General features: G+C 71.7%; 20 protein-coding genes. 7 read left to right on the top strand and 13 right to left on the bottom strand.

The genetic code is table 11. The annotated features are described in order from the left end of the window. Positions 1–223: 223 nt before the first annotated feature. The 7 genes from ABCR94_RS19265 to ABCR94_RS19235 all read right to left on the bottom strand — a co-directional run bounded on the left by ABCR94_RS19265 (position 224) and on the right by ABCR94_RS19235 (position 9,026). A complete protein-coding gene (locus ABCR94_RS19265) occupies positions 224–1,528 on the bottom strand; it encodes a glycoside hydrolase family 6 protein (RefSeq protein ID WP_347120639.1) in 1,305 nt (434 codons plus the stop codon). A gap of 60 nt (positions 1,529–1,588) precedes the next feature. Further along, positions 1,589–1,999, bottom strand: a complete 411-nt coding sequence (locus ABCR94_RS19260; RefSeq protein ID WP_347120638.1) for a ribosomal maturation YjgA family protein — start codon at positions 1,997–1,999, stop codon at positions 1,589–1,591. A 178-nt stretch (positions 2,000–2,177) separates the two neighbouring features. After that, entirely contained in the window at positions 2,178–3,329 is a 1,152-nt protein-coding gene (locus ABCR94_RS19255; RefSeq protein ID WP_347120636.1) for an XdhC family protein, read from the bottom strand. 38 nt (positions 3,330–3,367) lie between these two features. Continuing rightward, positions 3,368–4,849 carry an NCS2 family permease gene (locus ABCR94_RS19250; protein WP_347120635.1) on the bottom strand — a complete coding sequence of 494 codons (1,482 nt, stop codon included), beginning with the start codon at positions 4,847–4,849 and terminating at the stop codon, positions 3,368–3,370. Positions 4,850–5,140: 291 nt separating this feature from the next. Then, complete coding sequence (locus tag ABCR94_RS19245) at positions 5,141–7,525, bottom strand: xanthine dehydrogenase family protein molybdopterin-binding subunit (protein ID WP_347120633.1); 2,385 nt, start codon at positions 7,523–7,525, stop codon at positions 5,141–5,143. Positions 7,526–7,530: 5 nt separating this feature from the next. After that, complete coding sequence (locus ABCR94_RS19240) at positions 7,531–8,133, bottom strand: (2Fe-2S)-binding protein (protein ID WP_347120632.1); 603 nt, start codon at positions 8,131–8,133, stop codon at positions 7,531–7,533. Between the two features lie 2 nt (positions 8,134–8,135). After that, on the bottom strand, positions 8,136–9,026 hold the full coding sequence (locus tag ABCR94_RS19235) for an FAD binding domain-containing protein (RefSeq protein WP_347120631.1): 891 nt from the start codon (positions 9,024–9,026) through the stop codon (positions 8,136–8,138). A 253-nt stretch (positions 9,027–9,279) separates the two neighbouring features. Between ABCR94_RS19235 and ABCR94_RS19230 the strand changes: the two genes are divergently transcribed. Continuing rightward, positions 9,280–10,992 carry a PucR family transcriptional regulator gene (locus tag ABCR94_RS19230; protein WP_347120630.1) on the top strand — a complete coding sequence of 571 codons (1,713 nt, stop codon included), beginning with the start codon at positions 9,280–9,282 and terminating at the stop codon, positions 10,990–10,992. Between the two features lie 199 nt (positions 10,993–11,191). Continuing rightward, positions 11,192–11,956 carry a hypothetical protein gene (locus ABCR94_RS19225; RefSeq protein WP_347120756.1) on the top strand — a complete coding sequence of 255 codons (765 nt, stop codon included), beginning with the start codon at positions 11,192–11,194 and terminating at the stop codon, positions 11,954–11,956. 93 nt (positions 11,957–12,049) lie between these two features. Here ABCR94_RS19225 and ABCR94_RS19220 read toward each other — a convergent pair whose 3' ends face one another. Beyond that, entirely contained in the window at positions 12,050–12,796 is a 747-nt protein-coding gene (locus tag ABCR94_RS19220; protein ID WP_347120629.1) for a GntR family transcriptional regulator, read from the bottom strand. Between the two features lie 125 nt (positions 12,797–12,921). On the opposite strand from ABCR94_RS19220, the gene ABCR94_RS19215 reads away from it, so the two are divergent. Both ABCR94_RS19215 and ABCR94_RS19210 read left to right on the top strand, forming a co-directional pair. Continuing rightward, positions 12,922–13,782, top strand: coding sequence for a (2Fe-2S)-binding protein (locus ABCR94_RS19215; protein ID WP_347120628.1), 861 nt, complete (start codon positions 12,922–12,924; stop codon positions 13,780–13,782). A gap of 192 nt (positions 13,783–13,974) precedes the next feature. After that, entirely contained in the window at positions 13,975–15,045 is a 1,071-nt protein-coding gene (locus tag ABCR94_RS19210) for a DUF2637 domain-containing protein (RefSeq protein ID WP_347120626.1), read from the top strand. 77 nt (positions 15,046–15,122) lie between these two features. Here the strand turns inward: ABCR94_RS19210 and ABCR94_RS19205 are convergent, their stop codons facing one another. The 4 genes from ABCR94_RS19205 to ABCR94_RS19190 form a co-directional block, all read right to left on the bottom strand. Then, positions 15,123–15,635, bottom strand: a complete 513-nt coding sequence (locus tag ABCR94_RS19205) for an ATP-binding protein (RefSeq protein WP_347120624.1) — start codon at positions 15,633–15,635, stop codon at positions 15,123–15,125. Between the two features lie 192 nt (positions 15,636–15,827). Beyond that, positions 15,828–17,570: a pyruvate dehydrogenase gene (locus tag ABCR94_RS19200; RefSeq protein ID WP_347120622.1), complete on the bottom strand. Its 1,743-nt coding sequence runs from the start codon at positions 17,568–17,570 to the stop codon at positions 15,828–15,830. An 80-nt stretch (positions 17,571–17,650) separates the two neighbouring features. Continuing rightward, the gene (locus tag ABCR94_RS19195) at positions 17,651–19,411 is read right to left on the bottom strand and encodes a protein phosphatase 2C domain-containing protein (RefSeq protein WP_347120621.1); all 1,761 of its coding nucleotides are present in this window, start codon (positions 19,409–19,411) and stop codon (positions 17,651–17,653) included. Between the two features lie 4 nt (positions 19,412–19,415). Beyond that, entirely contained in the window at positions 19,416–20,051 is a 636-nt protein-coding gene (locus tag ABCR94_RS19190) for a hypothetical protein (protein WP_347120620.1), read from the bottom strand. Between the two features lie 310 nt (positions 20,052–20,361). Between ABCR94_RS19190 and ABCR94_RS19185 the strand changes: the two genes are divergently transcribed. The 3 genes from ABCR94_RS19185 to ABCR94_RS19175 all read left to right on the top strand — a co-directional run bounded on the left by ABCR94_RS19185 (position 20,362) and on the right by ABCR94_RS19175 (position 22,498). Then, positions 20,362–21,408, top strand: a complete 1,047-nt coding sequence (locus ABCR94_RS19185; protein WP_347120618.1) for a helix-turn-helix transcriptional regulator — start codon at positions 20,362–20,364, stop codon at positions 21,406–21,408. A gap of 69 nt (positions 21,409–21,477) precedes the next feature. Further along, complete coding sequence (locus tag ABCR94_RS19180) at positions 21,478–21,960, top strand: DUF456 domain-containing protein (protein WP_347120617.1); 483 nt, start codon at positions 21,478–21,480, stop codon at positions 21,958–21,960. Between the two features lie 166 nt (positions 21,961–22,126). Beyond that, entirely contained in the window at positions 22,127–22,498 is a 372-nt protein-coding gene (locus tag ABCR94_RS19175; protein WP_347120616.1) for a PPOX class F420-dependent oxidoreductase, read from the top strand. Positions 22,499–22,599: 101 nt separating this feature from the next. On the opposite strand, the gene ABCR94_RS19170 is transcribed toward ABCR94_RS19175, so the two are convergent. After that, the gene (locus ABCR94_RS19170) at positions 22,600–24,006 is read right to left on the bottom strand and encodes a DNA-3-methyladenine glycosylase 2 family protein (RefSeq protein WP_347120614.1); all 1,407 of its coding nucleotides are present in this window, start codon (positions 24,004–24,006) and stop codon (positions 22,600–22,602) included. Positions 24,007–24,081: the final 75 nt, after the last annotated feature.

Raw genomic sequence — 24,081 nt, 5'->3', positions numbered from 1 at the left:
GGAGGAACGTGGCCGTAGCTGAACGCCGTCTCGCACCAAGGGAGTTCGTACCGGTTCGGCAAAGCCGTCAGGGCATCGCCGGTGCGGATGACCTTCCTCGATCGCGAGAACGGTTCCGCGGGGCCCGTGTCATACAACACCACCTGTCTTCTTCCGGTCAGGCTGTTTTCTTCCGGTCAGGACAACTCAATGAAAGCGGGTGCGCCGATGCCTCGGCAACCGGTTATTCCGGCGAGGCCGTCACGTCGGGCGGCAGGATCGACGGGCGGGCGAGCCTCACCAGTTCGATGGCCTGCTGGGTAAACCAGTCGCCCGCCCTGGGGTCGACCGTGCGGCGCTCGGGGTCCTTGGGGCCGCTCGTACCGCGCAGGCACAGGCCGTCCGACTCCCCCGGTGTTTTGATCCACAACCTGGCGTCGTTCAGCGGGTCCTTGGTCACCGTGGTGGGGCGGGCGCCGAGGCCACGCCCCGGCGGGTTGCACCAGTCCTGCGCGTCGCGGTACTTGCCCGCCGGCGGGGTCCACGGGCCGCGCCCGTTGCGGCTGCTGTCGGTGACGAAGTGCTTCATACGGCCGGGGGCGGTGCGCGGTTGCTTGTCGAGCCAGGTCCGAGCGCGGGCGCGCGGCCAGCGCTGCTCGGCGCAGGCCGTGACCTCGCCGCCTCGCGCGACATGGGCGAGGCAGGCCGAGATGAGCCTGCCGTACCAGGAGTTGGCGCTGTCGGTGCTGTAGTTGGACACGTTGATGGTGAAGCCCGTGGCCCCCTTGATGCCGCCCTTGACCAGCCGGGGCACGATGCTGCTCACCGCGTGCCAGGCTGGGTGACCCGCATCGAGGTAGACCTTGGTGTGCGCCAGGCGCCCGAGAGCGGTGACGGCGTGGCCGAGGTCGGCGTACCGCGCGGTGGTCCTGGCTGCGGCGACGGCCTTCGGGCAGTCGGCGGGCAGCAGGGCGAGCGCGTCGGGTTCGAGGACGACGAGCGCCGGGGCGCCGCCGATGCCCCGGGCAACGGCGGCGATCCACTGCCGGTACCGGGCACTGTCGCGCGCACCGCCCGCCGAGTACTGGGCGCAGTCACGGCCCGGGACGTTGTAGAGCACCAGGGTGGGCAGCGCGCGGCGCCGAACGGCGTCCCGGACGACCCGGCGCGTCTCGCGCTCGGCCGACGCGGGGTCGCCGCCGGGCAGCCAGACCGCCTGCGGGGTGCGGACCATGGTCAGGATGCCGGCGGCTTCGCGCAGCTGCTCGGCGCGGACCAGTGCCAGAGCCTGGCGGTACGCCGCGGGATTGGCCGCCGGGATGTAGAGCTCGGTGGCGGCGGGGGTGGTGACCGGGTCCCGGACCGTGGCGGGGGCGGTGGCCGCAGCCGTGGCGGGAGAGCCGAGGAGCAGCGTCGAGGTGAGGGCGAGCGGGAGGCCCACCGGAAGGACCCTGCTGAAGATCCACCCACGGTTCGATGCGTTCGTCGATGTGTTCGTCGATGTGGTGGCCGATGTGATGGCCGATGTGTTCGTCGATGTGCTGCGCACGCGGTCGCTCCGTGGTCGCGGGGGAGAGTTGGCAGCGCTCCCACGGCCCGCGTATCCCCATCAGGGCGCGTGGCGCAGGCCGCTCGGGCGAGGCACCACGGTGCGTATGAGAAGGAAGAGGCCCGCGCCGACCGCGTACCAAAGCAGGTCCGGCGCGTTGAAGGTCGAGCCGAGAATCAGCCGGGCAATGACGCTGTGCTGCGACAACTCGGCTGGAACACCCGTGAGTTGGCTGAGCTCGATGGCCCAGCTGAGGCCGAGTCCGATACCGGCGGCAGTCCGCCGCGTCACGGCCGCCGGCGCGATCAGGACGACGAGTGTGCACAGGAGGAGGGTGTAGAGCGCGTCCCCCGCGTACTTGGCGACGTCTCCGTCCGCGACCGCCCTGATGCCGAGCCCGGCGCAGAGCGTCACCGCGGCGGCCCCGTCTGCGGCGAGGCGGGTGCGGCGAGTGCAGCGGCGATCGGTCATGGCGCTCTCGGGGGCACGGCGGTCACAGCCGTCACTTTAGGGCCTGTGCCCCCGTCACATCCGGACCAGCGGGCCGACGCCTGGGATCCGTCGGCGTGGAGTCCGTCGGCGTGGGGCCCGTCCGCGTGAGGCCCGTCCGCGTGAGGTCCATCGGCGTGGGGCCCGTCCGCGTCGGCCGTCAGGCGACGGACCCTATCCGCCCCGCCGGCTCCTGCGGGCCCTCGTGGTGGATGGGGGTGTGCGCGCCGGTCAGGGAGACTCCGGTGCCGCCGCGCCGGGCTGCGACGATCTCCGCCGCGATGGACAGGGCGGTCTCCTCCGGCGTACGGGCGCCGAGGTCGAGGCCGATCGGCGAGCGCAGGCGGGTCAGTTCGAGCTCGGTGACGCCGACCTCGCGCAGCCGCTTGTTGCGGTCCTGGTGGGTGCGGCGGGAGCCCATAGCGCCGATGTAGGCGACGGGAAGCTTGAGGGCCAGTTCGAGGAGCGGGACGTCGAACTTGGCGTCGTGGGTGAGTACGCACAGCACGGTGCGGCCGTCGGTGGCGGTCGACTCCAGGTAGCGGTGCGGCCAGTCGACGACGATCTCGTCGGCCTCCGGGAAGCGCGCCTCGGTGGCGAACACGGGCCGGGCGTCGCACACGGTCACGTGGTAGTTCAGGAACTTGCCGACCCGCACCAGCGCGGCGGCGAAGTCGATGGCGCCGAAGACGATCATGCGCGGGGCGGGCACGCTCGACTCGACCAGCAGGGTCAGCGGCCGGCCGCACAGTCTGCCGTCGGCGCCGATCTCCAGGGGCGCGGTCTGCCCGGCGTCCAGCATCGCGCGGGCCTCGTCGGCGACCGCGCGGTCCAGCTCCGGGTGGCCGCCGAGGCTTCCCTCGTACGGCCCCTCGGTCCGTACGAGAAGCGCTCGGCCCATGAGCTCGGCCGGTCCGTCGGTGACCCGCGCGACCGCCGCCGCCTCCCCTCGGGCGGCGGCGGACAGCGCGGCCGTGAACACCTCCCTTGCGGGAGAGTCCACACGTACCCGCGTGATGAGTATGTCGATGACTCCGCCGCAGGTCAGACCCACGGCGAAGGCGTCCTCGTCGCTGTAGCCGAAGCGTTCCAGGACGGTCTCGCCGTCCTGGAGCGCCTGCTGGCACAGCTCGTAGACCGCGCCTTCCACACACCCGCCGGAGACCGACCCGATCGCCGTGCCGTCGCTGTCGACGGCCAGGGCGGCGCCGGGCTGCCGGGGCGAGCTTCCGTTTGTCGCCACGACCGTGGCGACGGCGAAGTCGCGTCCCTGCTCGACCCACCGGTTGAGTTCTTCGGCGATGTCCAGCATGGCTGTCTCCTTACGGGGTGTGGAAAGCAGGCGGGTCGCTACTTGACGCCCAGCCAGCCCTCGATGGGATGGAGTGCGAAGTAGGCGAGGAAGACGACGGCCAGCACCCACATCAGCCAGCCCACCTCACGAACCTTGCCCTGTGTGACCTTGATCAGCACGTGGGCGATGACGCCGGCCGCGATACCCGCGGTGATGGAGTACGTGAACGGCATCAGCACGGTGGTCAGGAAGACCGGGATGGAGGTCGCCAAGTCGTCCCAGTCGATGTGCTTGGCGTTGGTCAGCATCATCGCGCCGATGACGACCAGCGCGGCGGCGGCGACCTGCGTCGGGATGACCTGGGCGAGCGGGGTGAAGAAGAGGCAGAGCGTGAACGCGAGGCCGGTGATCACACTGGCGAAGCCGGTGCGCGCACCGTCGCCGACGCCCGCGGTCGACTCGACGAACACCGTCTGTCCTGAGGCTCCGGCGAGGCCGCCGATCGCGCCGCCCGCACCGTCGATGGCCAGGGCCTTGTTGAGGCCGGGCATCTTGCCGTTCTTGTCGGCGAGGCCGGCCTGCTGGCCGATGCCGATGATGGTGCCCATGGCGTCGAAGAAGCCGGCAAGGACCAAGGTGAAGACGATCACGCCGACGGTGATGCCGCCGACGTTGCCGATGCCGTCGAAGGAGACCTTGCCGAAGAGGCCGAAGTCGGGGCTGCTGACGATGGAGCCGGTGATCTCGGGGGCGTTCAGACCGCCCCAGGCCTTCTTGTCGAGGCCCGCGAACTGGTGGACCAGCGCCGCGAACACGGTGCCGCCGATGATCCCGATGAGGATCGCGCCGGGCACCTTGCGCACCTGGAGCAGGAAGATCAGTACGACGGTGAAGGCGAAGCACAGCACCGGCCAGCCGGTCAGCATGTCGGCCGTGCCGAGCTGGATCGGCTTGGCGCCGGCGATGCCGCCGTCGCCGGGCATGGAGGTGACAAAGCCGGCCTGCACCAGACCGATGAGGCAGACGAAGAGGCCGATGCCCATGGTGATGGCGTGCTTGAGCGCCAGCGGAATGGCGTTCATGATCAATTCCCGCAGGCCGGTGACGACCAGCAGGATGATCACGAGGCCGTAGATGACGCACATGGCCATCGCGTTGCCCCAGGTCATCTGCGGGGCGACCTGGAAGGCCATGACGGCCGAGACGCTGAGTCCCGCCGCGAGGGCCAGCGGCACATTGCCGATGAAGCCCATCACAAGGGTGGTCGCGGCGGCGGCGAAGACCGTCGCGGTGGTGAGCTGGTCACCGTCGAGCCTGGCGCCGGTGGCGTCGGGCACCGAGAGGATGACCGGGTTCAGCAGGATGATGTAGGCCATCGCCATGAAGGTGGTGATGCCGCCCCGCACCTCGCGGGCGACCGTGGACCCCCGGTGCGTTATGTGGAAGTACCGGTCGAGCCAGGACCGGCCGGCGGGCTGGCGCGTTCCCGCACCGGCGTCCTCCGCCGTCGTCTTCGGCTCTGTGGACTGCTGGGTCATGATGCCTGTCTCCCAAGGTTCAAAGGGGCACCCGCGTGGAGACTGGAGATACGGGATTTGGGATGCTGCCGATGGCTGCACGACCCGGGGGACGGCCCGAGACGAACTGGGTGAGTGTTACTGCGGTTCTGCTCTTCAGTGCTCTGTGTTCAGTGCTCTGTGGTGCGTGTGTTGCGGTGGTGCGTGGTGCTAAGAACCGCGAGCGGTGCGGTACTTGGGCCCCGGGCGGCGCAGGCGGCGGAAGTGTGACGTTCCTGGAGGCTTTGCGCTGCCCGGGGAGCTTGGGTGGACTCAGGTGCCCGTGAGGTGCTCGGGTCGTACCGGCGTCCTGTTGAGTTCCAGACCGGTCGCGTTCCGGATCGCCGCGAGGACGGCCGGGGTGGACGAGAGGGTCGGGGCCTCGCCGACGCCGCGCAGTCCGTACGGCGCGTTCTCGTCGGCCAGTTCGAGTACGTCGACGGGGATCGTCGGAGTGTCGAGGATGGTGGGGATCAGATAGTCCGTGAAGGAAGGGTTCTTCACCTTCGCGGTCACCGGGTCGACGATGATCTCCTCCATGACCGCCATGCCCAGGCCCTGGGTGGTGCCACCCTGGATCTGGCCGACGACGGACAGCGGGTTGAGCGCCTTGCCGACATCCTGCGCGCAGGACAGCTCGATGACCTTGACCAGGCCGAGCTCGGTGTCCACCTCGACGACCGCGCGGTGCGCGGCGAACGAGTACTGGACGTGGCCGTTGCCCTGGCCCGTACGCAGGTCGAAGGCCTCGGTGGGCCGGTGGCGCCACTCCAGCTCCAGGTCGACCGACTCGCCTTCGAGTACGTCGACCAGGTCGGCGAGGACTTCGCCGCCGTCGGTGACGACCTTGCCGCCTTCGAGCAGCAGCTCGGCGGTGGCCCAGGCGGGGTGGTACGAGCCGAACTTGGCGCGGCCGATCTCCAGGACCTTCTCGCGGACGTTCTCGCAGGTGTTCTTCACCGCACCGCCCGTGACGTACGTCTGACGGGACGCCGAGGTGGAGCCCGCCGAGCCGACCTGGGTGTCGGCCGGGTGGATGGTCACCTGGGTGACGCCGAGCTCGGTGCGGGCGATCTGCGCGTGGACGGTGACGCCGCCCTGGCCGACCTCGGCCATCGCGGTGTGCACGGTCGCGACCGGCTCGCCGTTGATGACCTCCATCCGCACCCGGGCGGTGGAGTAGTCGTCGAAGCCCTCGGAGAAGCCGACGTTCTTGATGCCGACCGCGTAGCCGATGCCCCGTACGACGCCTTCGCCGTGCGTGGTGTTGGACAGTCCGCCGGGCAGGGCGCGGACGTCCGGCTGCTCGCCGGCCGCGAGCCACTGCTGCTCGGGCGGCAGCGGCCTGGCCTTGATGCGGCGCAGCAGCTCGGCCACCGGGGCCGGGGAGTCGCACGGCTGTCCTGTCGGCAGCAGGGTGCCCTGCTCCATGGCGTTGAGCTGGCGGAACTCCACCGGATCCATGTCCAGCTTCGCCGCGAGCTTGTCCATCTGTGCCTCGTAGGCGAAGCACGCCTGGACCGCGCCGAAGCCGCGCATGGCGCCGCAGGGTGGGTTGTTGGTGTAGAGCGCGAGGGCCTCGATGTCGACGTCCTCGATGACGTACGGGCCCACCGCGAGGGACGAGGCGTTGCCGACGACGGCCGGGGAGGCCGAGGCGTAGGCGCCGCCGTCCAGCACGATCCGGCACTTCATGTGCGTGATCTTGCCGTCCTTGGTGGCCCCGTGCTCGTACCAGAGCTTCGCCGGGTGGCGGTGCACATGGCCGAAGAAGGACTCGAACCGGTTGTAGACGATCTTGACGGGCTTGCCGGTGCGCAGTGCCAGGAGGCTCGCGTGGATCTGCATCGACAGGTCCTCACGGCCACCGAAGGCACCGCCGACGCCGGAGAGCGTCATACGGACCTTGTCCTCGGGCAGGCCCAGGACGGGGGCGATCTGCTTGAGGTCCGAGTGCAGCCACTGGGTGGCGACATAGAGGTCGACGCCGCCGTCCTCGCCGGGCACGGCGAGGCCGGACTCCGGGCCGAGGAACGCCTGGTCCTGCATGCCGAAGACGTAGTCGCCGGAGACGATGACGTCGGCGCGCTTGGCGGCCTCGTCGGCGTCGCCGCGCACGATCGGCTGGCGGTGCACGATGTTGGGGTGCGCGACATGACCGATGTGGTGGTCGTCGCGGCCCTCGTGGATCAGGATCGCGTCGGGGGCGGTCGCGGCTGCCTCGTTGGTGATGACCGGCAGGTCGACGTACTCGATCCGGATCTTCGCGGCGGCGCGGCGCGCGGTCTCCGGGTGGTCGGCGGCGACGATCGCCACCGGCTCCCCGTGGTGGCGGACCTTGCCGTGGGCGAGAACCGGGGTGTCCTGGATCTCCAGGCCGTAGTTCTTTACCGCGGTGGGCAGGTCGTCGTACGTCAGCACGGCGTAGACGCCGGGCATCGCCAGCGCCTCGGCGGTGTTGATCGACTTGATCTCGGCGTGCGCGACGGTACTGCGCAGGGTGTGACCCCAGAGCATGTCCTCGTGCCACATGTCCGACGAGTAGGCGAACTCGCCGGTGACCTTGAGGGTGCCGTCGGGGCGCAGCGTCGACTCGCCGATGCCGCCCTTGGTCTTGGAACCCTGGGTGATGTTCGTGGGTGTACCGGTGGTGGCCATCTCGCTCAGACCGTCTCTTCCTGACGGGCGGCCGCGAGGCGGACCGCGTCGAGGATCTTCTCGTAACCCGTGCAGCGGCACAGGTTGCCGGAGAGCGCCTCGCGGATGTCCTGGTCGGACGGGGAAGGGTTCTTCTCCAGCATCTCGTCGGCCATGACGAGCAGACCGGGGGTGCAGAAACCGCACTGCACGGCGCCCGCGTCGATGAACGCCTGCTGGATCGGCGACAGGTCGCCGCCCTCACCGGCCCGGCCGTCGGAGGGCTTGGCCTGCCAGCGCTTGGCCTGGTCGACGGTGGTGCCGCAGGCGCCGGAGGCACCGGAGACGCAGCCGCCGCCGGGGTGCTCGGCCGCGCGGTGCCCGGCGTAGTCCGCCAGGCCCTCGACGGTGACGACCTCGCGGCCCTCGACCTGGCCGGCGGCGACGAGGCAGGAACAGACCGGGACGCCGTCGAGGCGGACCGTACAGGAGCCGCACTCGCCCTGCTCGCAGGCGTTCTTGGAGCCGGGGAGCCCCATGCGCTCGCGCAGGACGTAGAGGAGGGACTCGCCCTCCCAGACGTCGTCGGCCTCGTGCTTACGGCCGTTGACCGTGAAATTTACTCGCATGGTTACGCAGCTCCTTCCAGCGTGCGGCCGGCGCCGCGGTACTGCTCCCAGGTCCAGCCCAGCGTGCGGCGGGCCATGATGCCGACCGCGTGCCTGCGGTACTTCGCGGTGCCGCGCACATCGTCGATCGGGTTACAGGAAGCGGAGGCGAGCTCCGAGAACTGCTTGGCGATGGACGGCGTGATGATCTTGCCGCTCTCCCAGAAGCCGCCCTCTTCGAGCGCGGCGTTCAGGAAGTCCTCGGCGGCGCGGGCGCGCACCGGAGTGGGGGCCGCGGAGCCGATACCGGTCTTCACCGTGCGGGTCTCCGGGTGCAGCGCCAGGCCGAAGGCGCAGACGGCGATGACCATCGCGTTGCGCGTGCCGACCTTGGAGTACTGCTGCGGCCCGTCGGCCTTCGTGATGTGCACCCACTTGATGAGCTCGTCCGGCTCCATCGCGTTGCGCTTGACGCCGGTGTAGAAGTCGTCGATCGGGATGCGGCGGCTGCCGCGTACCGACTCGACTTCGACCTCGGCGCCCGCGGCGAGGAGCGCCGGGTGGGCGTCGCCGGCCGGGGACGCGGTGCCCAGGTTGCCACCGACGCCGCCGCGGTTGCGGATCTGCGGCGAGGCCACGGTGTGCGAGGCCAGCGCCAGGCCGGGCAGTTCGGGCCTGAGGTGCTCCATGATCTGCGCGTACGGGACGGAGGCGCCGAGCCGGACACTCTCCTCGCCGACCTCCCACTCCCGCAGCAGGCCGATGCGGTTCAGGTCCAGGAGGTACTCCGGCCGACGGTGATCGAAGTTGATCTCGACCATGATGTCGGTGCCACCCGCGATCGGCGCAGCGGAGGGGTGCGCTGCCTTAGCGGCGAGCGCCTCCTCCCAGCTGGCGGGGCGAAGGAAGTCCATGAGCGGCTCTCTTCTCGGTATTCGGGTCGTTCAGTTCAAGCCAATGGGCCGATGGGCCTCTCGACTGATCGTTCACGTGCTGTTAACGCGGTGTGGCCCCAGTACACAAGCCGTGCTCCGCCTGGTGCAGTCACCGAAACCATGAAGGAGTTGGCTGGTCGCCTCTGATGTCTTGTAGATTCATATGAAAGGCGGGGCTCAGTAACCTCACCGTTTTCCACCGGCAACAACGAGACAGATCGGCGGCGACACCATGCGGCTGCGCGCACTGCTGGAAACCGATGCGCTGGGCCTGCGGCTGCTGGGCGGCGAGGACGAGCTCGACCGCACGGTGCGTGGGGTCATGACCACCGACCTACGGGATCCCAGCCGTTATCTCACAGGGGGCGAACTGGTGCTTACCGGACTCGCCTGGCGGCGTGACGCCGCGGATTCCGAGCCTTTCGTACGAATCCTGGCGGGCGCGGGCGTCGCGGGGCTCGCGGCGGGCGAGGCCGAGATGGGCGCGATCCCCAGCGATCTCGTGGAGGCGTGTATGCGCCATCGGCTGCCGCTGTTCGCGGTCACCGAGGCTGTTGCCTTCGCGACCATCACCGAGCATGTGGTGCGCCAGGTGTCCGGCGAGCGGGCCGGTGACCTGGCGGCGGTCGTCGACCGGCACCGCAGGCTGATGACCTCGGGCCCGGCGGGCGGCGGCCCGGAGATGGTGCTCGACCTGCTCACCTCCGACCTCGACCTGCGGGCCTGGGTGCTGTCCCCCACCGGCCGACAGATCGCGGGCGCGGGTGCGCCGCTGCCGGCCGCCGTGAGCGCGGCGCTCGCGGGCGAGCACCTGGCCGCGGTCAGGACCGGACGCCGCGGCCCGCACCGGACCGCCGTCCAGGGCGTGACGTACTCGCTGTTCCCGATCCGCGCCGCCGGGCGTGGCGCGAGCCCGGTGGCGGCCTCCCGCGATGTGCGCGAGACCGTGCTTTCCGACTGGCTGCTGGCCGTGGAGGCGGACGCGGGCGACTGGCCCGCCGCCCGGCTGGACCTGCTCCAGGGCGTGACACAGCTGATCGCCGTGGAGCGCGACCGGCGCGACGCGGCCCGTACGGTACGGCGCAGGCTCGCCCAGGAGGTGCTGGAGCTGGTGCAGGCAGGCGCGCCCCCCGCGGAGATCGCGGCGCGGCTGCGGGTGGCCGCGCCGGTGCTGCTGCCGGGGCTCGGCTCCGCGCCGCACTGGCAGGTCGTGGTGGCGCGGGTCGACTGGCAGGAGGGCGGGGAGATCCCGGCCGGTCCGGTCGCGCAGTCGCTCCTGGAGGAGATCCTGGTCGACCCGATGGTGGTGGGGTCCGACACCTCCGACCGGATCGCGGTGGCGCATGCGGGCGACGAGGCGGTCGCGCTCGTACCGCTGGCAGCCGTGTCGTCGATCGGGAGCGACGGCGGTGATGTGGACAGCGAAGGCGAGAGCGAGGCCCGGCTGCTCGGGCTGCACGCCGACGTGCTGCTTGAGGCGGTGCGTGCGCCGCTGTCGGGCGGCCTGGCCGACGACGGCCGGCTGACCCTGGGTGTCAGCGCCGCCGTGAACTCGGCGGAGGGGCTGCGCGGGGCGCTGGAGGAGGCCCGGCACGCCCGCCGGGTGGCGGCGGCGCGGCCCGGCAGGGTGTGCGCTGCGGGCCACCACGAGCTGGCGTCGCACGTCCTGCTGCTGCCGTTCGTGCCGGACGACGTGCGGCGCGCCTTCACCGCGCGGCTGCTCGATCCGCTGCGCGACTACGACCGGCGGCACCGCGCGGAGCTGGTGCCCACCCTTGAGGCGTTCCTCGACTGCGACGGTTCGTGGACGCGCTGTGCGGCCCGGCTGCATCTGCACGTGAACACCCTGCGGTATCGGGTGGGTCGGATCGAGCAGCTGACGGGCCGTGACCTGTCGCGTCTTGAGGACAAGTTGGACTTCTTCCTCGCGCTGAGGATGAGCTGAGGGCTGTCCCTGCTGGTCGGCCGGACACCTCCAGGGGCCCCGGTCGGCCGACCGGATGCCCCATACCGGGTACTTCCGCCCACCCTTTGTGAATCCGTTCACCAGATCCCTTGGCCCGGGGTGCCAATCCGTGCTGAGATTCGCCCACTACTCACAGCTCAATGGTGTGCTCGGGGAGGGCAATGTGGCGCAGTCCGTCATGTCTGGTTCCGGAATGACCGCAGGGGACGGAAGCCCACTCCAGACCGCTGTATGGCGGCTGCGCTCGCGCGGCTGCTGGACGGACGCCGCGGCGTTGCTCGAACCACATGCGGCCACGCCGGCCGCCGCACTCCAGCGCGCCGCCCTGCTCGTCGAGCGGTGCCTGTTCACCGAGCAGGGCTGGGCCCAGGCGGAGGACGCCCTGCGTACCGCGGAGGCCGTCGCCCGGGAGGACGACGAACGCGGCGCCGCGGCCTGCGAACGCGGTCACCTCGCGTACGCCTCCACCGTGCTCGGCACCCGCGACCGCGCCGACGAGGCGCGCGCCGCGCTCGGCAGGGCGGCGGCGCTGCTGGCCCCGACCGCTGCGGCCAGGCCGCTGCTCGATTTCCGCCGCGGCCTGATCGCCGAGCACATATCCGACTCCCCGCAGTCGGCCCGCGCCGCCTACCGCCGCGCGCACGCCGGAGCCACCGCCCACGGCCAGCCCCTGCTGCTCTCCTTCACCTGGCGCCACCTGGCCGGACTCTCCCTGCGCGACGGCGAGTTGGCGGACGCCAGGCACGGCTTCGCGGAGTCCCTGCGCATCCGGGAGGAGCTGGGATACCTGGTGGGCACGGCGCCCGCGCTCGCGGCCCTCGCCGGGGCGGAGCCGGAGCCGGAGGCGACCCGGCTGCGCGCGGAGGCCGGTCGCCTGTTCCGCCTGCTGGACGGCGTCCCGACCTGGCTGGCGGCCCAACTGACCCCTCCGACAGCGGCGTAGCGGCGACGGGGCGGCAGACAGCGGTCCGCGCCGCCTCTCGGAACGGTCGGCGCCGTCTCAGCGGTCCGCGCCGCCTCAGCGGTCCGCGCCGTGTCAGCGGTCCGCGCCCGCGAAGTGCTCCCGTACGAGTGACTGAACCACCGTCAGATCCTGGGCGACCAGCGCGTCGAGGAGCGCCAGATGCTCCGAGGCGTCCGCGACGAGGTCCGCCCGGCGGCTCAACGGGTCGCCGGTGGCCAGGGGCCACTGGGAGCGTCGGTGCAGCTCGTCGGCGACCGTGACCAACTGGCGGTTGCCCGCGAACCTGAGCACCGCCCGGTGGAAGGCGCGGTCCGACTCGGCGTACGCCCCACGGTCCCCGGTGGCGGCCGCCGCCGTGGTGGCCTCGGCCAGCGGGCGCAGGGCGTGCCAGTGGGCGGCCGGGACCGTACGAGCCAGCCGGAGCATGACGGGAACCTCGATCAGGGCCCGTACTTCCGCCAGCTCGGCCAGCTCCAGGGCGCTGCGCACGGTGACGCGGAAGCCGCGGTTGGGTACGACCTCGACCGCGCCCTCCAGGGCCAGCTGCTGCATGGCCTCGCGCACGGGGGTCGCCGAGACCCCGAAGCGGGCGCCGAGCCCGGGGCCCGAGTAGACCTCGCCGGGTACGAGCTCGCCGCTGACCAGGGCCGCGCGCAGGGCGTCGAGAATCTGGCCGCGGACGGAGTGGCGCTGCACGGTCCGGGGGGCGGCCGGCTCGCTGTGCGTGTGCTCGCCGCGCGCCTGCTCCGGGACCCGGGTGGCGTAGCCGGCGGCGGGAACGTGCGGGGGTGCGACGCTCCACGGTCTGCCCTGCTCCATCCGGGTCCTCCTCCGGTGACGTTGTCCCATATGCACGATAGGCGGGCAGGGGCACAGTTCAAACCTGGAATTGATCGGGTAAGGTAAGGCTTACCTGCTAACGATCGCGATTCGGTGGTCCCTGCATGACCGTCCACACGCTCTTCCCCGGCGTCGCCGCGTCCCCCGTCGCGGACTCCTACGCACGCCTCGGCGAGGTCTTCTCCGGCCTTCGGATCAGCGAGCTCACCGACATCGAGCAGGTCCCCAGCGGCGCCGGCTGGGTGGGCGCGAAGGATCTCGCGGCCGGTGGCGCCGCCCTGGACGCCTTCCTGGCCTGGGACAACGCACAGGTTCTGCGTGACTACGGCCAACAGGCCCGCCCCGATGTGATCGCCAGCTTCGGCCTCCACCGGTACGCCTGGCCCGCCTGTCTGCTGATCACCGTGCCGTGGTTCCTGCACCGCCGGGTGCCCCGCGTCCCCGTCGAGGACGTCGCCTTCCATCGCGCGTTGGGCCGGATGACCGTACGGGTAAGGGAATTCGCCTGTCTGCCCGACGACCCCGCGGCCTGCCTCCCCGGCGCCCGCGTGGTCCCGGACGAAGAGGCGCTGCGCGCCGAGGTCAGGGCGTCCGTCGCCGAGCATCTCGGGCCGGTGCTCGACGGCTTCGGTCCGCGGATGCGGCGCGGGAAGCGCGCGCTGTGGGGCATGGCGACGGACGAGATCGTCGAGGGTCTCTGGTACATCGCGCATCTCGTCGGCGAGGAGCGCCGCGCAATGTCGGAGCTGGAGCTGCTGCTGCCGGGTACGACCAAGCCGTACGCGGGCACCGCCGGCTTCCGTGAACTGACCGGGCCGAACGGTGAATCGCTGCCGACCCGGGACCGGGCGAGCTGCTGCCTCTTCTACACCCTGCGCCCCGAGGACACCTGCGTAACCTGCCCCCGGACGTGCGACGCGGAGCGGGTGCGGAAGCTGAGCGAGACGGCAGCGGCAACCGCCTGACGGCACGCCCCTCGATCGGTCGGTCTAAATCGAACCCAACCCTCTTTTCCCGTACGGCAGTTCGACCGGATCGCCCTCATTCGTATGCCAGGGGACTCCCTTGGCGTCCTCTTGCACCGAAAGCCCCTTTGCGTCACCGCGGTTTTGCCAATATGGCGCCGAAACGCCCTACCGCGATGCAAGGGACACCGCATGAGACTGACCGACATATCGCTGGACTGGCTGCTTCCGGGCGGCGTACTGCTCGTGGGGGTCCTGGCGGCGGTCGCGGTGCTCGCGCGCGGCAAGCGCGCCGGTGGCAAGGCCGCCGCGGCCGACGACACCTGGGAACGCACCGAGGAGCGGCGCAGGCGCAAGGAAGCGGTCTACGGCACCGCCTCGTACCTCCTTCTCTTCTGCTGTGCGGCGGTCGCCGCCGCACTCTCCTTCCACGGCCTGGTCGGCTTCGGCCGGCAAAACCTCAGCCTCTCCGGCGGCTGGGAGTACCTCGTCCCGTTCGGCCTCGACGGCGCGGCCATGTTCTGCTCGGTGCTCGCTGTCCGCGAGGCCAGCCACGGCGACGCGGCGCTCGGTTCGCGCCTGCTGGTGTGGACGTTCGCGGGAGCGGCAGCCTGGTTCAACTGGGTACACGCGCCAAGGGGGTTGGAGCACGCGGGCGCCCCGCAGTTCTTCGCCGGGATGTCACTCTCGGCCGCGGTGCTCTTCGACCGCGCGCTCAAGCAGACCCGCAGGGCCGCGCTGCGTGAGCAGGGCCTGGTGCCCCGCCCACTGCCGCAGATCCGGATCGTACGGTGGCTGAGGGCGCCCAGGGAGACCTTCGGCGCCTGGTCGCTGATGCTCCTGGAGGGCGTACGCACGCTGGACGAGGCGGTCGAGGAGGTCCGTGAGGACCGGCGCGACAAGGAGCAGAACCGTATCCGCCGACGGGAGCACCAGAAGCTGGAGCGTGCCCAGTTGAAGGCCATCAACCGACAGCACAGGGCCTGGGGCCGCGGTCGCGGCGGTGGTGGCGGCGGCGGCCGGCAGGTCGAGATCACCAGCGGCAGTGCCGTCCCGAGCACTGGCTCCGCGCCGCAGGCCGTCGCGGAGCCTGTCATAGCAGAGCCAGGACAACTGCCGCTTCGTTCAAGGCCCTCCCTTCAGGCAGTGAAGGGAACTGACATGGCGACCGTCGACCTCACCGCCGAGGACGACACGCAGACCCTGCCGCGACTCGATTCCCTGGAGCAGAAGCTGAAGGATCTGGAACAGCAATTCGGCTGAGCCGAGGCTCAGTGAGCAGTCCCGGGCAGCGAGCAGTCCCGGGCTGCGCGTACCCGCCCGGTGGCGGACCGGCCCGTCTACGCCGGTCCGCCACCTTTCAGGTCGAGTCCGCCGCCGTTGAGGTCCAGTTCGAACCAGACGACCTTGCCCACACCTTGCCCGCGGACCCCCCATGCATCCGCGAGCGCCTGCACCAGCATCAGCCCTCTGCCGTGCGTGCCGTCGTCGCCGACCGCCACATGCATGGTGGGGTGCCGGGCCACGAAGTCCCGTACTTCCACGCGCAGTTTGAAGGCGGTGAGGGTGACCGTCAGCTCGGCGTCGTGCTCCGTGTGCACAAGAGCGTTGGTCACCAGCTCGGTGGTGAGCAACTCGGCCGTCTCGGCCCGGCCCGCGTCGCCCCGGAGTCTCAGTAACTCGCGCAGTGCGCACCGCACTTCGGGCACCGCCGCGAGATCCGCGTGCCCCAGTCGGCGTCGTAGCTGACCCAGCTTGCCGTCCGCCTTCCCCTCCGGTACCTCCGTCGCCTCCGGTGCGTCCGGCGACCCGTGCGTAACTGCCCTTCGTCCGCTCGCCTGGTGCCCTGTCATAGCCCCCACCCGCACGCTGGATCGGTCCTCTCTCTCGAACAGGTTCACCGGATGCATGCCCCGCGGGCGGAAGAGGCACGCATGTGCTTTTATCAACAAGTTGTCAGAGATGGCCCGGGATTACCCGGCCGTGGACGCTCCGGACCCATGGGGTGCCCTTTGGGCGGGCCCGGTGAGATCCACACAACACCCCTACGGCCTCGGCACGTTGCGCAGGTTGGAGCGGGCCATCTGGAGCATCCGTCCCACCCCGCCGTCCAGGACGACCTTGCCGGCGGACAGCGCGAACCCCGTGACCATCTCCGCCCGGATCTTGGGCGGGATGGAGAGCGCGTTCGGGTCGGTGACCACGTCCACCAGGGCCGGGCCCTTATGCTTGAAGGCGCCCTTGAGCGCGCCCGCCAACTGCTTGGGCTTCTCGACGCGCACACCGTAGGCGCCGCAGGCTCGGGCGACCGCCGCGAAGTCCGGGTTCTTGTTGGTCGTTCCGTACGACGGCAGGCCGTCGACCATCATCTCCAGCTCGACCATGCCGAGGGCGGAGTTGTTGAAGACGATCACCTTCACCGGCAGGTCGTACTGCACGAGGGTGAGGAAGTCGCCCATCAGCATGGTGAATCCGCCGTCGCCCGACATGGAGATCACCTGCCGGTTGAGGTCGGTGAACTGGGCGCCGATGGCCTGCGGCATGGCGTTGGCCATCGAGCCGTGGGTGAACGAACCGATCACGTTGCGACGCCCGTTGGGCGTGATGTACCGGGCAGCCCACACATTGCACATGCCGGTGTCGACCGTGAACACGGCGTCGTCGTCGGCCAGTTCGTCGAGGACCGACGCGACGAACTCGGGGTGGATCGGGACCTGCTTGTCGACCTTGCGGGTGTACGCCTTCACGACGCCTTCGAGCGCGTCCGCGTGCTTCTTCAGCATGCGGTCAAGGAACTTCCGGTCGGGTTTGGCCTTCACCCGCGGTGTCAGACAGCGCAGCGTTTCGCGTACGTCGCCCCAGATCGCCAGGTCGAGTTTGGAGCGGCGCCCCAGGTGCTCGGGCCGCACATCCACCTGGACGATCAACACGTCGTCGGGCAGGAAGTCGTAGTACGGGAAGTCGGTGCCCAGCAGGATCAGCAGATCGCACTCGTGCGTGGCCTCGTAGGCGGCGCCGTAGCCGAGCAGTCCGCTCATGCCGACGTCGTACGGGTTGTCGTACTGGATCCACTGCTTGCCGCGCAGGGCGTGCCCGACCGGGGACTTGACCCGCTCGGCGAACTCCATGACCTCCGCGTGCGCGCCCGCGGTCCCACTGCCGCAGAACAGCGTCACCCGCTTCGCCTCGTCGATCATCCGGGCGAACTTCTCGATCTCCGCCTCGCCGGGGCGCACCGTCGGGCGCGTGGTGACCAGCGCGTGCTCGATGGCCCGCTCGGAGACCTCGGCGGACGCGACATCACCGGGCAGCGCCACCACGCTGACCCCGCTGCGGCCGATCGCGTGCTGGATCGCGGTCTGCAGGACGCGCGGCATCTGCTGGGTGCTGGAGATCAGCTCGCTGTAGTGGCTGCACTCGCGGAACAGCTGATCGGGGTGGGTCTCCTGGAAGAAGCCCAGGCCGATCTCGCCGGAGGGGATGTGCGAGGCGAGGGCGATGACCGGGGCCATCGAGCGGTGGGCGTCGTAGAGGCCGTTGATCAGGTGCACATTGCCGGGGCCGCAGGAGCCTGCGCAGGCCGCGAGCTTGCCGGTGACCTGGGCCTCGGCGCCGGCCGCGAAGGCTCCGACCTCCTCGTGCCTGACCTGGACCCAGTCGATCGCGGGGGTACGGCGAATCGCGTCGACGACCGGGTTGAGACTGTCCCCGACCACGCCGTACAGGCGCTGCACCCCCGCGCGCACGAGGATGTCGACGAACTGCTCCGCCACCTTCTGCTTGGCCATGGAATGCGCACACCCTCTCGGGACGTCGGCGGGTTCGGCGCGGCGCGGCCACCCACCACATCAACCCATGACGGGCGCCGTTACGCCTCCCAGACCGCCACCGCCGTCCGGTCGTCCGCGTACCCCTTGACCCTGAGCCTGATGTCCGCGAGGTACTCCGCGAGGCCGGGCGGATCGGCGCTCGCCCAGCGCTCGGCAAGCTCATCGGCCAGTGCGGCCTCACCCCGCAGCGGCTCGGCGAGACCGCCGCTGCACAGCAGGAGCGTGTCACCCGGGCGGGCCACCGAGGCCCGGAAGCGGAAGGGCTCGGTGGGCGGCGGCCTGCTCTCGACGTACGGGGACGGGCTCGTCGTAATGCCCAGGTCCATGGTCAGGCGGTCGCCACCGGGGCTCTCGGCCGGGACCGAGCCGAAGCCGACGACGGGCTCGCCGACAACGGCTGCGGGCTCGGGTGCGAGGGGCTCGATGTCCTGCCAGACGCCGTCGCGCAGCCGGAAGAGGCCACCGCCGCCGACGCCGAAGAAGACCCTCGTCCGGCACTGCGGGTCGGCGGAGAGCAGCAGGCAGCGCAGGCTCGCGGTGTACTCCTCGGGCTCCAGGCCGAGGTCGCCGGCCTGGGCACGGAGCCGGCCGTAGCTGCGGTCGGTGAGGCGGTGCAGACCTGACTTGAGGTCGCCTCTGCGGCCGGCCCTTATGTCGTCGGAGAGCCGGGCATGGCTGCGGCCGACGGCCTCACCGATCGACCGGCACGCGTCGGCGGCGGCCAGATGCGCGCTCTCCGACGCACGGGCCCCACTGGCCACCGCCACCAGGACGAGCGCGCCCTCACCGCGGCCGAAGCGGGCGGTGAGCAGGGCGTCGCGCCGCGGCTCGCCCCGGTAGCGGGCGGAGTCACCGCGCACGGAGGCGCCGCGCAGGGTGTACGTGCCGTACTGGGCCCCGTCGAGCACGGTGTCCGCGACGAGGGTGTCCAGTCCGCGCGGGTCGGCGGAGGGCAACGCGGTGGGCTCGGCGTCGTAGGTGGGCGGACCGTCCCCGACGTAGTCGCCCCGGGGCCGCCGTCCAGGGGCACCGCGCGTCGCGGCGCCCACGGGGAGCGTCGGCGGCCCGGTGGCGGGGCGGGGGTCGGGCGTGGTGGGCGTGCCGGTCGGCGGCCGGCGCTCCCCCGGAGCCGGCCTTGGGGCGTCGGACCGCGGGGGCGTCTCGGGGGACGCCGGTTGCCAGGCGTCCGGGAGTGTGGGGACGGGGGGCAGGTGCGGGCGATCCGGGGATCCGGTCTCGCGTGCTTCCGGGACCGGGGGGACGCCGGACGGCCGGCGTGGGCCCGGGGGCGTCGGGCGCCAGGCCTCCGGGGGCGCGGTCGCGTCCCAGGCGGCGCGGCCCTCGGCCGGGTGGTACGGAGCCGGGCCCGGCACCGGGCGCCAGGCCTCCGGGGGCGCGGCTCCCGGCGGGGGACCGGCGGGGGCGTCGGACGGCGGGGGCGGGGCGGGCGGGGGCGGGGGCGGGGGCGGGGCGGGTGCCGCGGGCCGCGCCGGTGCGCCGGGCGGTGCCGGTGCCAGCGGGGGCTCCGGGGGCTCCCACGGGGCGCGCTGGCGCGGCATGACCGGCGGAGCCGGTGCCGTCAGGGGCGGTGGCTCCGGTGCCGGTGGCTTCAGCGCCGCCGGTACGGGCGGGGGCGGTGGCTCCGGTCCCGGTGGTCCCACCGTGTCCACCGCGGAGTCGAATCGGTCGTCCAGAGTGTCGCCCGCCGGCGCGGGGCCCGTGTCCGGAGCGGTTTCGTCGTACAGCCGACTCCACCACTCGTCCTCGTGCGTGGTGCGCCTCTCCCCCTGCTGGCTCATGCCCCTATTGTCCACCGCTGAGGCCGTACGAAAACGGGTCATCAGGAAAAAGACGTCCGCCGGGCGGCCCCACCCCCCACGGGAAGGACGCCCGGCGGACGGATCGTGGCTGACGCACGTCGTACGCACGCACCACGAGCTGAGTGACGGAGTTGCCCTTGGCGTCCGTCAGTTCGGTCTTCAGTGTGACCGGCTTGCCCGTCGCGCCCGTGTGATTCACGGTCGCGGTCCAGGTACCTGACTGCTGCCCGACCTCGGCCTCGGTCCAGGTGTTTCCGTCGTCGTAGGAGTAGGAGTACGACAGCTTCGCTGCCGTCAGGGCTCCAGGTGTGCAACCCGCGTGGCCGCTCACGCTGAGGTCGATCTTCTGACCGTCCTGCGCGCGGAGCGTCTTACGGCCGTCCGCCGGGAGTTGGTAGTCCGGGACGAGCAGCGGCACACCTTGGGAGTAGGCGCTCTCATCGAGCTTCGAACGGAACTTCCAGGCCGTCCGCGTCTCGGTGGAGCGCTTCCAGACTGCCGCGGGCTGCCCGAACTTGGTGGTGGACAGCGCCAGTTCGTACTCGGCTTCCTTCGACGGTACGTCGAAGACTCCGAATGGGTAAGGAGATTCACCGATCATCTCACCGTCGCGGCTCAACTGCATCCCTCCGACGTCACCGAAGGAACCGGCCAGACCGGCATGTTCGCTGTCGCCCCAGAACGCGGGGCGACTCCAATCCGGTTGCCCTGCCGTTCGGCGGCGAGGCCGGGCCGCCCTTCGCGTCGCGCGGAGCCGCGGGGGGCGAGTACGCCGCCGTACCAGTGGAGGGTGTTGGTGCTGCGGTGGCGCCACATTGGCAGAGGGACGGGCGGTGCAGGGATGATGTGTGCGGCGGGTTTGTGCCGTGGCCGATTTCCGCCACGACCGCCGCGACCTGCCAGATCCGCGTCCGGGGAGGAGTCCAGGAGTGCTGGGAGCCATAGGTCTTGATGAGGCACAGGAGTCGACGTACCGCGCACTCGTCGCCGTCGGCGCCGGGGAGGTGCCCGACCTCGCCCACCGGCTTGCGCTGCCCGAGGCCGATACGGAGCGTGCGCTGCGCCGCCTGGAGCGCCACGGGCTCGCCGCCCAGTCCTCCGCCCGTGCGGGGCGCTGGGTGGCGGCGCCGCCCGGGGTCGCCCTCGGTGCGCTGCTCACCCAGCAGCGGCATGAGCTGGAGCAGGCCGAGATGGCGGCGGCGCTGCTCGCCGAGGAGTACCGCTCGGAGGCGGCCGAGCCCGCCGTGCACGATCTGGTCGAGGTGGTGACGGGCGCGAGCGCGGTCGCCCACCGCTTCCTTCAGCTTCAGCTCGGCGCGTCGAGCGAGGTGTGCGCGCTGGTGACCGGGCGGCCGAACGTGGTGGCCGGGCGGGACAACGAGGCCGAGGAGCGGGCGGCGGCGCGCGGGGTGACGTATCGCGTGGTCATCGAGCGCGAGGTGCTGGCGCTGCCCGCGGGCATCAGCGAGCTGGCCGCCGCGCTGGGGCGCGAGGAGCGGGTCCGGGTGGTGGAGAAGGTGCCGACCAAGCTGGTCGTCGCGGACCGCACCCTGGCGATGGTGCCGCTGACCGGGCGCGGCGCGGAGCCCTCGGCGCTCGTCGTCCATGCCAGCGGGCTGTTTGAGTCCCTGATGGGTCTCTTCGAGGCGGTCTGGCGCGAGGCGCTGCCGCTGCGGCTCGGGGAGGGCGGCGGCGTGGCGGAGGAACCGGGTCGGGGACCCGACGCCACCGACCTCCAGGTGCTTTCACTGCTGCTCGCCGGGATGACGGACGCGAGCGTGGCCAAGCAGCTGGAACTGGGGCTGCGGACCGTGCAGCGGCGGGTGAAGGGGCTGATGGAGCTGGCGGGTGTGACGACCCGGCTGCAACTGGGCTGGCACGCGTACGAGCGGGGCTGGGTGGCGCGGGACCGGCCGGGCGGGGACGGCCGCGGCGGCGCGCGGACGGCCGGCAGCGGCCCACCCCGGCTCGCTTGACCTGCGAGGACGCTCCGGCTCCTGCACGCTTGACCTGCGAGAACGCTCCGGCTCCTGCACGCTTGGCAGATGGGTGCGTGGCAGCTTGTCGCGGTCGGCCTGGTGATGATGCTGGGCCTGCTCGGTGTGCTCGTCCCCGGAGTGCCGGGTCAGGCGATCGTGTGGGCGGCCGTGCTGTGGTGGTCGCTGGCCGCACCGACGAGCCTCGCCTGGGGCGTCCTGATCGGCGCGACGGCCGTGCTGCTGTTGAACCAGGCGCTGAAACCACTGCTGCCGAGCCGCCGACGCCATGAGTCGGGGGCGCCCCCGCGGACGCTGTTCGTAGGCGGGATCACCGGGATCGCCGGCTTCTTCCTGGTGCCGGTGCTGGGCGGCATCGTGGGGTTCGTCGGTGGGATCTACGGGTCGGAGCGGGCGCGGCTCGGCAGCCACCGGGGCGGCTGGGCCTCGACGCGTACGGTCATGCGCGCCATCGGCCTTCCGGTGCTGGTGGAGCTGTTCGCCTGCCTGCTGGTGGTCGGGGCGTGGCTGGGCGCGGTGCTCTGGGGCTGAGGGGGGGGCGACGTACGCGCGGGGCCGGGGCTGAGGGAAGCGACGTACACACGAGCCCGCGGCTGAGGGAAGCGACGTACGCGCGGGGCCTGGGGCTGATCCAAACGACATCCCCTGGGCCCTCGGCCCGATGTGGGGTGGTCAACGGGCGTGTGAGGGTGGCCCCATGACCGCTTTCAGCGAAACAGAACGCGCGTATCTCAAGACCCAGCGCCTGGGACGGATGGCAACGGTCGACGCCAAGGGCCAGCCGCAGGCCAACCCGGTCGGCTTCTTTCCGCAGGACGACGGCACGATCCTGGTCGGCGGCCATGCCCTGGGCACAACGAAGAAGTGGCGCAACCTCCAGGCGAACTCCAAGGTCGCCCTGGTGATCGACGACATCGTGAGCTTCCAGCCGTGGGCGGTGCGCGGGGTGGACATCCGGGGTGAGGCAGAGCTGCTGACCGGGCCGCACGAGCTGGGCCCGCACTTCAGTGACGAGATCATCCGGATCCACCCGAACAAGATCCACAGCTGGGGCCTCGACACGCCGTGACGCGGTGATTGGGCGATCCGGTGCCTGACGCACTGTTCCCCGGCGGCCGAGGGGCGGCGCGGCAGCCTCCGGGGCCGGGGCTGCTCGGCCGCCGCTCGTCCTTAAGCCGTGCTCCGCAGTTCCCCCGCCCACAGGTGGCGCATCGCGTACGAGCGCCAGGGGCGCCAGGCTTCCGCGTCCGACTCCGCGTCCGGTTCCCCGGCCGGTGCCACATCGGGGTCGCCGAGCGCCCGCATCCGGATCAGGCCCGCGGTCCTGGCGGTGATGCCGGGCAGCGCCAGCAGCGCCTGTTCGGCCTCCTCGCGGTCGGCGCCCGGGTCGAGGCGTACGGCGCCGTCGGCGAGCGCGGTCGCCAGGGCGCGCAGCACGGGATCGTCGGCGCCGGTGAGGGCGCCGGGCTCGGGGAAGAGGTGGGTGAGCCCGCCGCACGGCAGGTCCAGGGCCTTCCCGTACGTCTCGACGAGCCGTTCGGCGCGCTCCCGGCCGACCAGGGTCCGTACCGCCAGTTCGTCCGGGTCGGCGGCGCCGGGTGAGCGCAGCCCGGGGCGGGCGGTGACGAGGGGTGCGAGGCGGGGGTCGGCGCCGAGCCGCTCGTCGACGGCGTACGGGTCGGCGTCCAGGTCGAAGAGTCCGCGCAGCCGCTGCACGGCGGTGGTGAGGTCGCGCAGGTCGGTGAGGTGGATCCGGGCCTCCAGCCAGCCGCTGTGCGGTGCTTCGTCGACGGCGGCCAGGCCGGTGCCGTAGGGCAGCCGCAGGGTGCGCCGGTAGGTGCGGGCGCCGGGCTCGCCGATGACCTCCTCGACGCGGGGCAGCGCCTCGCGCGCGAGGAGGCCGAAGACCTCCCCGGCGGCGTACGCACCCCGGTACGCAAGCCGCAGCGGGATCCCGGCCGCGCGGGCGGGCGCGCCGGTGCGGCCGGCCGCCCTTTCCCCCGCGCTGCCGCCCGTCCCGGTGCCCGCCTCCACGCGCAGCTCGCTGGGGGTGCGGGCGTAGATCTGCCGGATGGTGTCGTTGAACTGCCGCACGCTCGCGAAGCCCGAGGCGAACGCGATCTCCGTGACGGGCAGCCCGGTGGTCTGGAGCAGCACACGGGCGGTGTGCGAGCGCTGCGCGCGGGCCAGCGCGACGGGCCCGGCCCCCAGCTCGCCGGTGAGCTGGCGCTGCACCTGCCGGGTGCTGTAGCCGAGCCGGCCGGCCAGGCCGGGCACGCCCTCGCGGTCCACGATTCCGTCGCCGATCATCCGCATGGCGCGGCCGACGACATCGGCGCGTGCGTTCCAGTCGGCGGAGCCGGGTACGGCGTCGGGGCGGCAGCGGCGGCAGGCCCGGAAGCCGTTGCCCTGGGCGGCGGCCGCCGTCGGGTAGAAGCGGACGTTCTTGCGCTTCGGTGTGACGGCGGGGCAGCTCGGGCGGCAGTAGATGCCGGTGGTTTTGACGGCGAAGAAGAACTGGCCGTCGAAGCGCGCGTCGCGGCTGCTGACCGCCTCATACCTGGTCTCTTCGTCCATCACTCCCTCAGTGTGCGCCGGATACGGGCTCCGGGCTCGCGGGATTCGGACACCGCGTGCGGGCATGCCGGGCGC

This window comes from Streptomyces changchenzhani (assembly GCF_039766235.1).
In the GTDB taxonomy this organism is placed as follows: Bacteria; Actinomycetota; Actinomycetes; order Streptomycetales; family Streptomycetaceae; genus Streptomyces.
The sequence above is the reverse complement of the archived record's forward strand: the minus strand, read 5'-3'. Positions and strand labels throughout refer to the sequence as shown.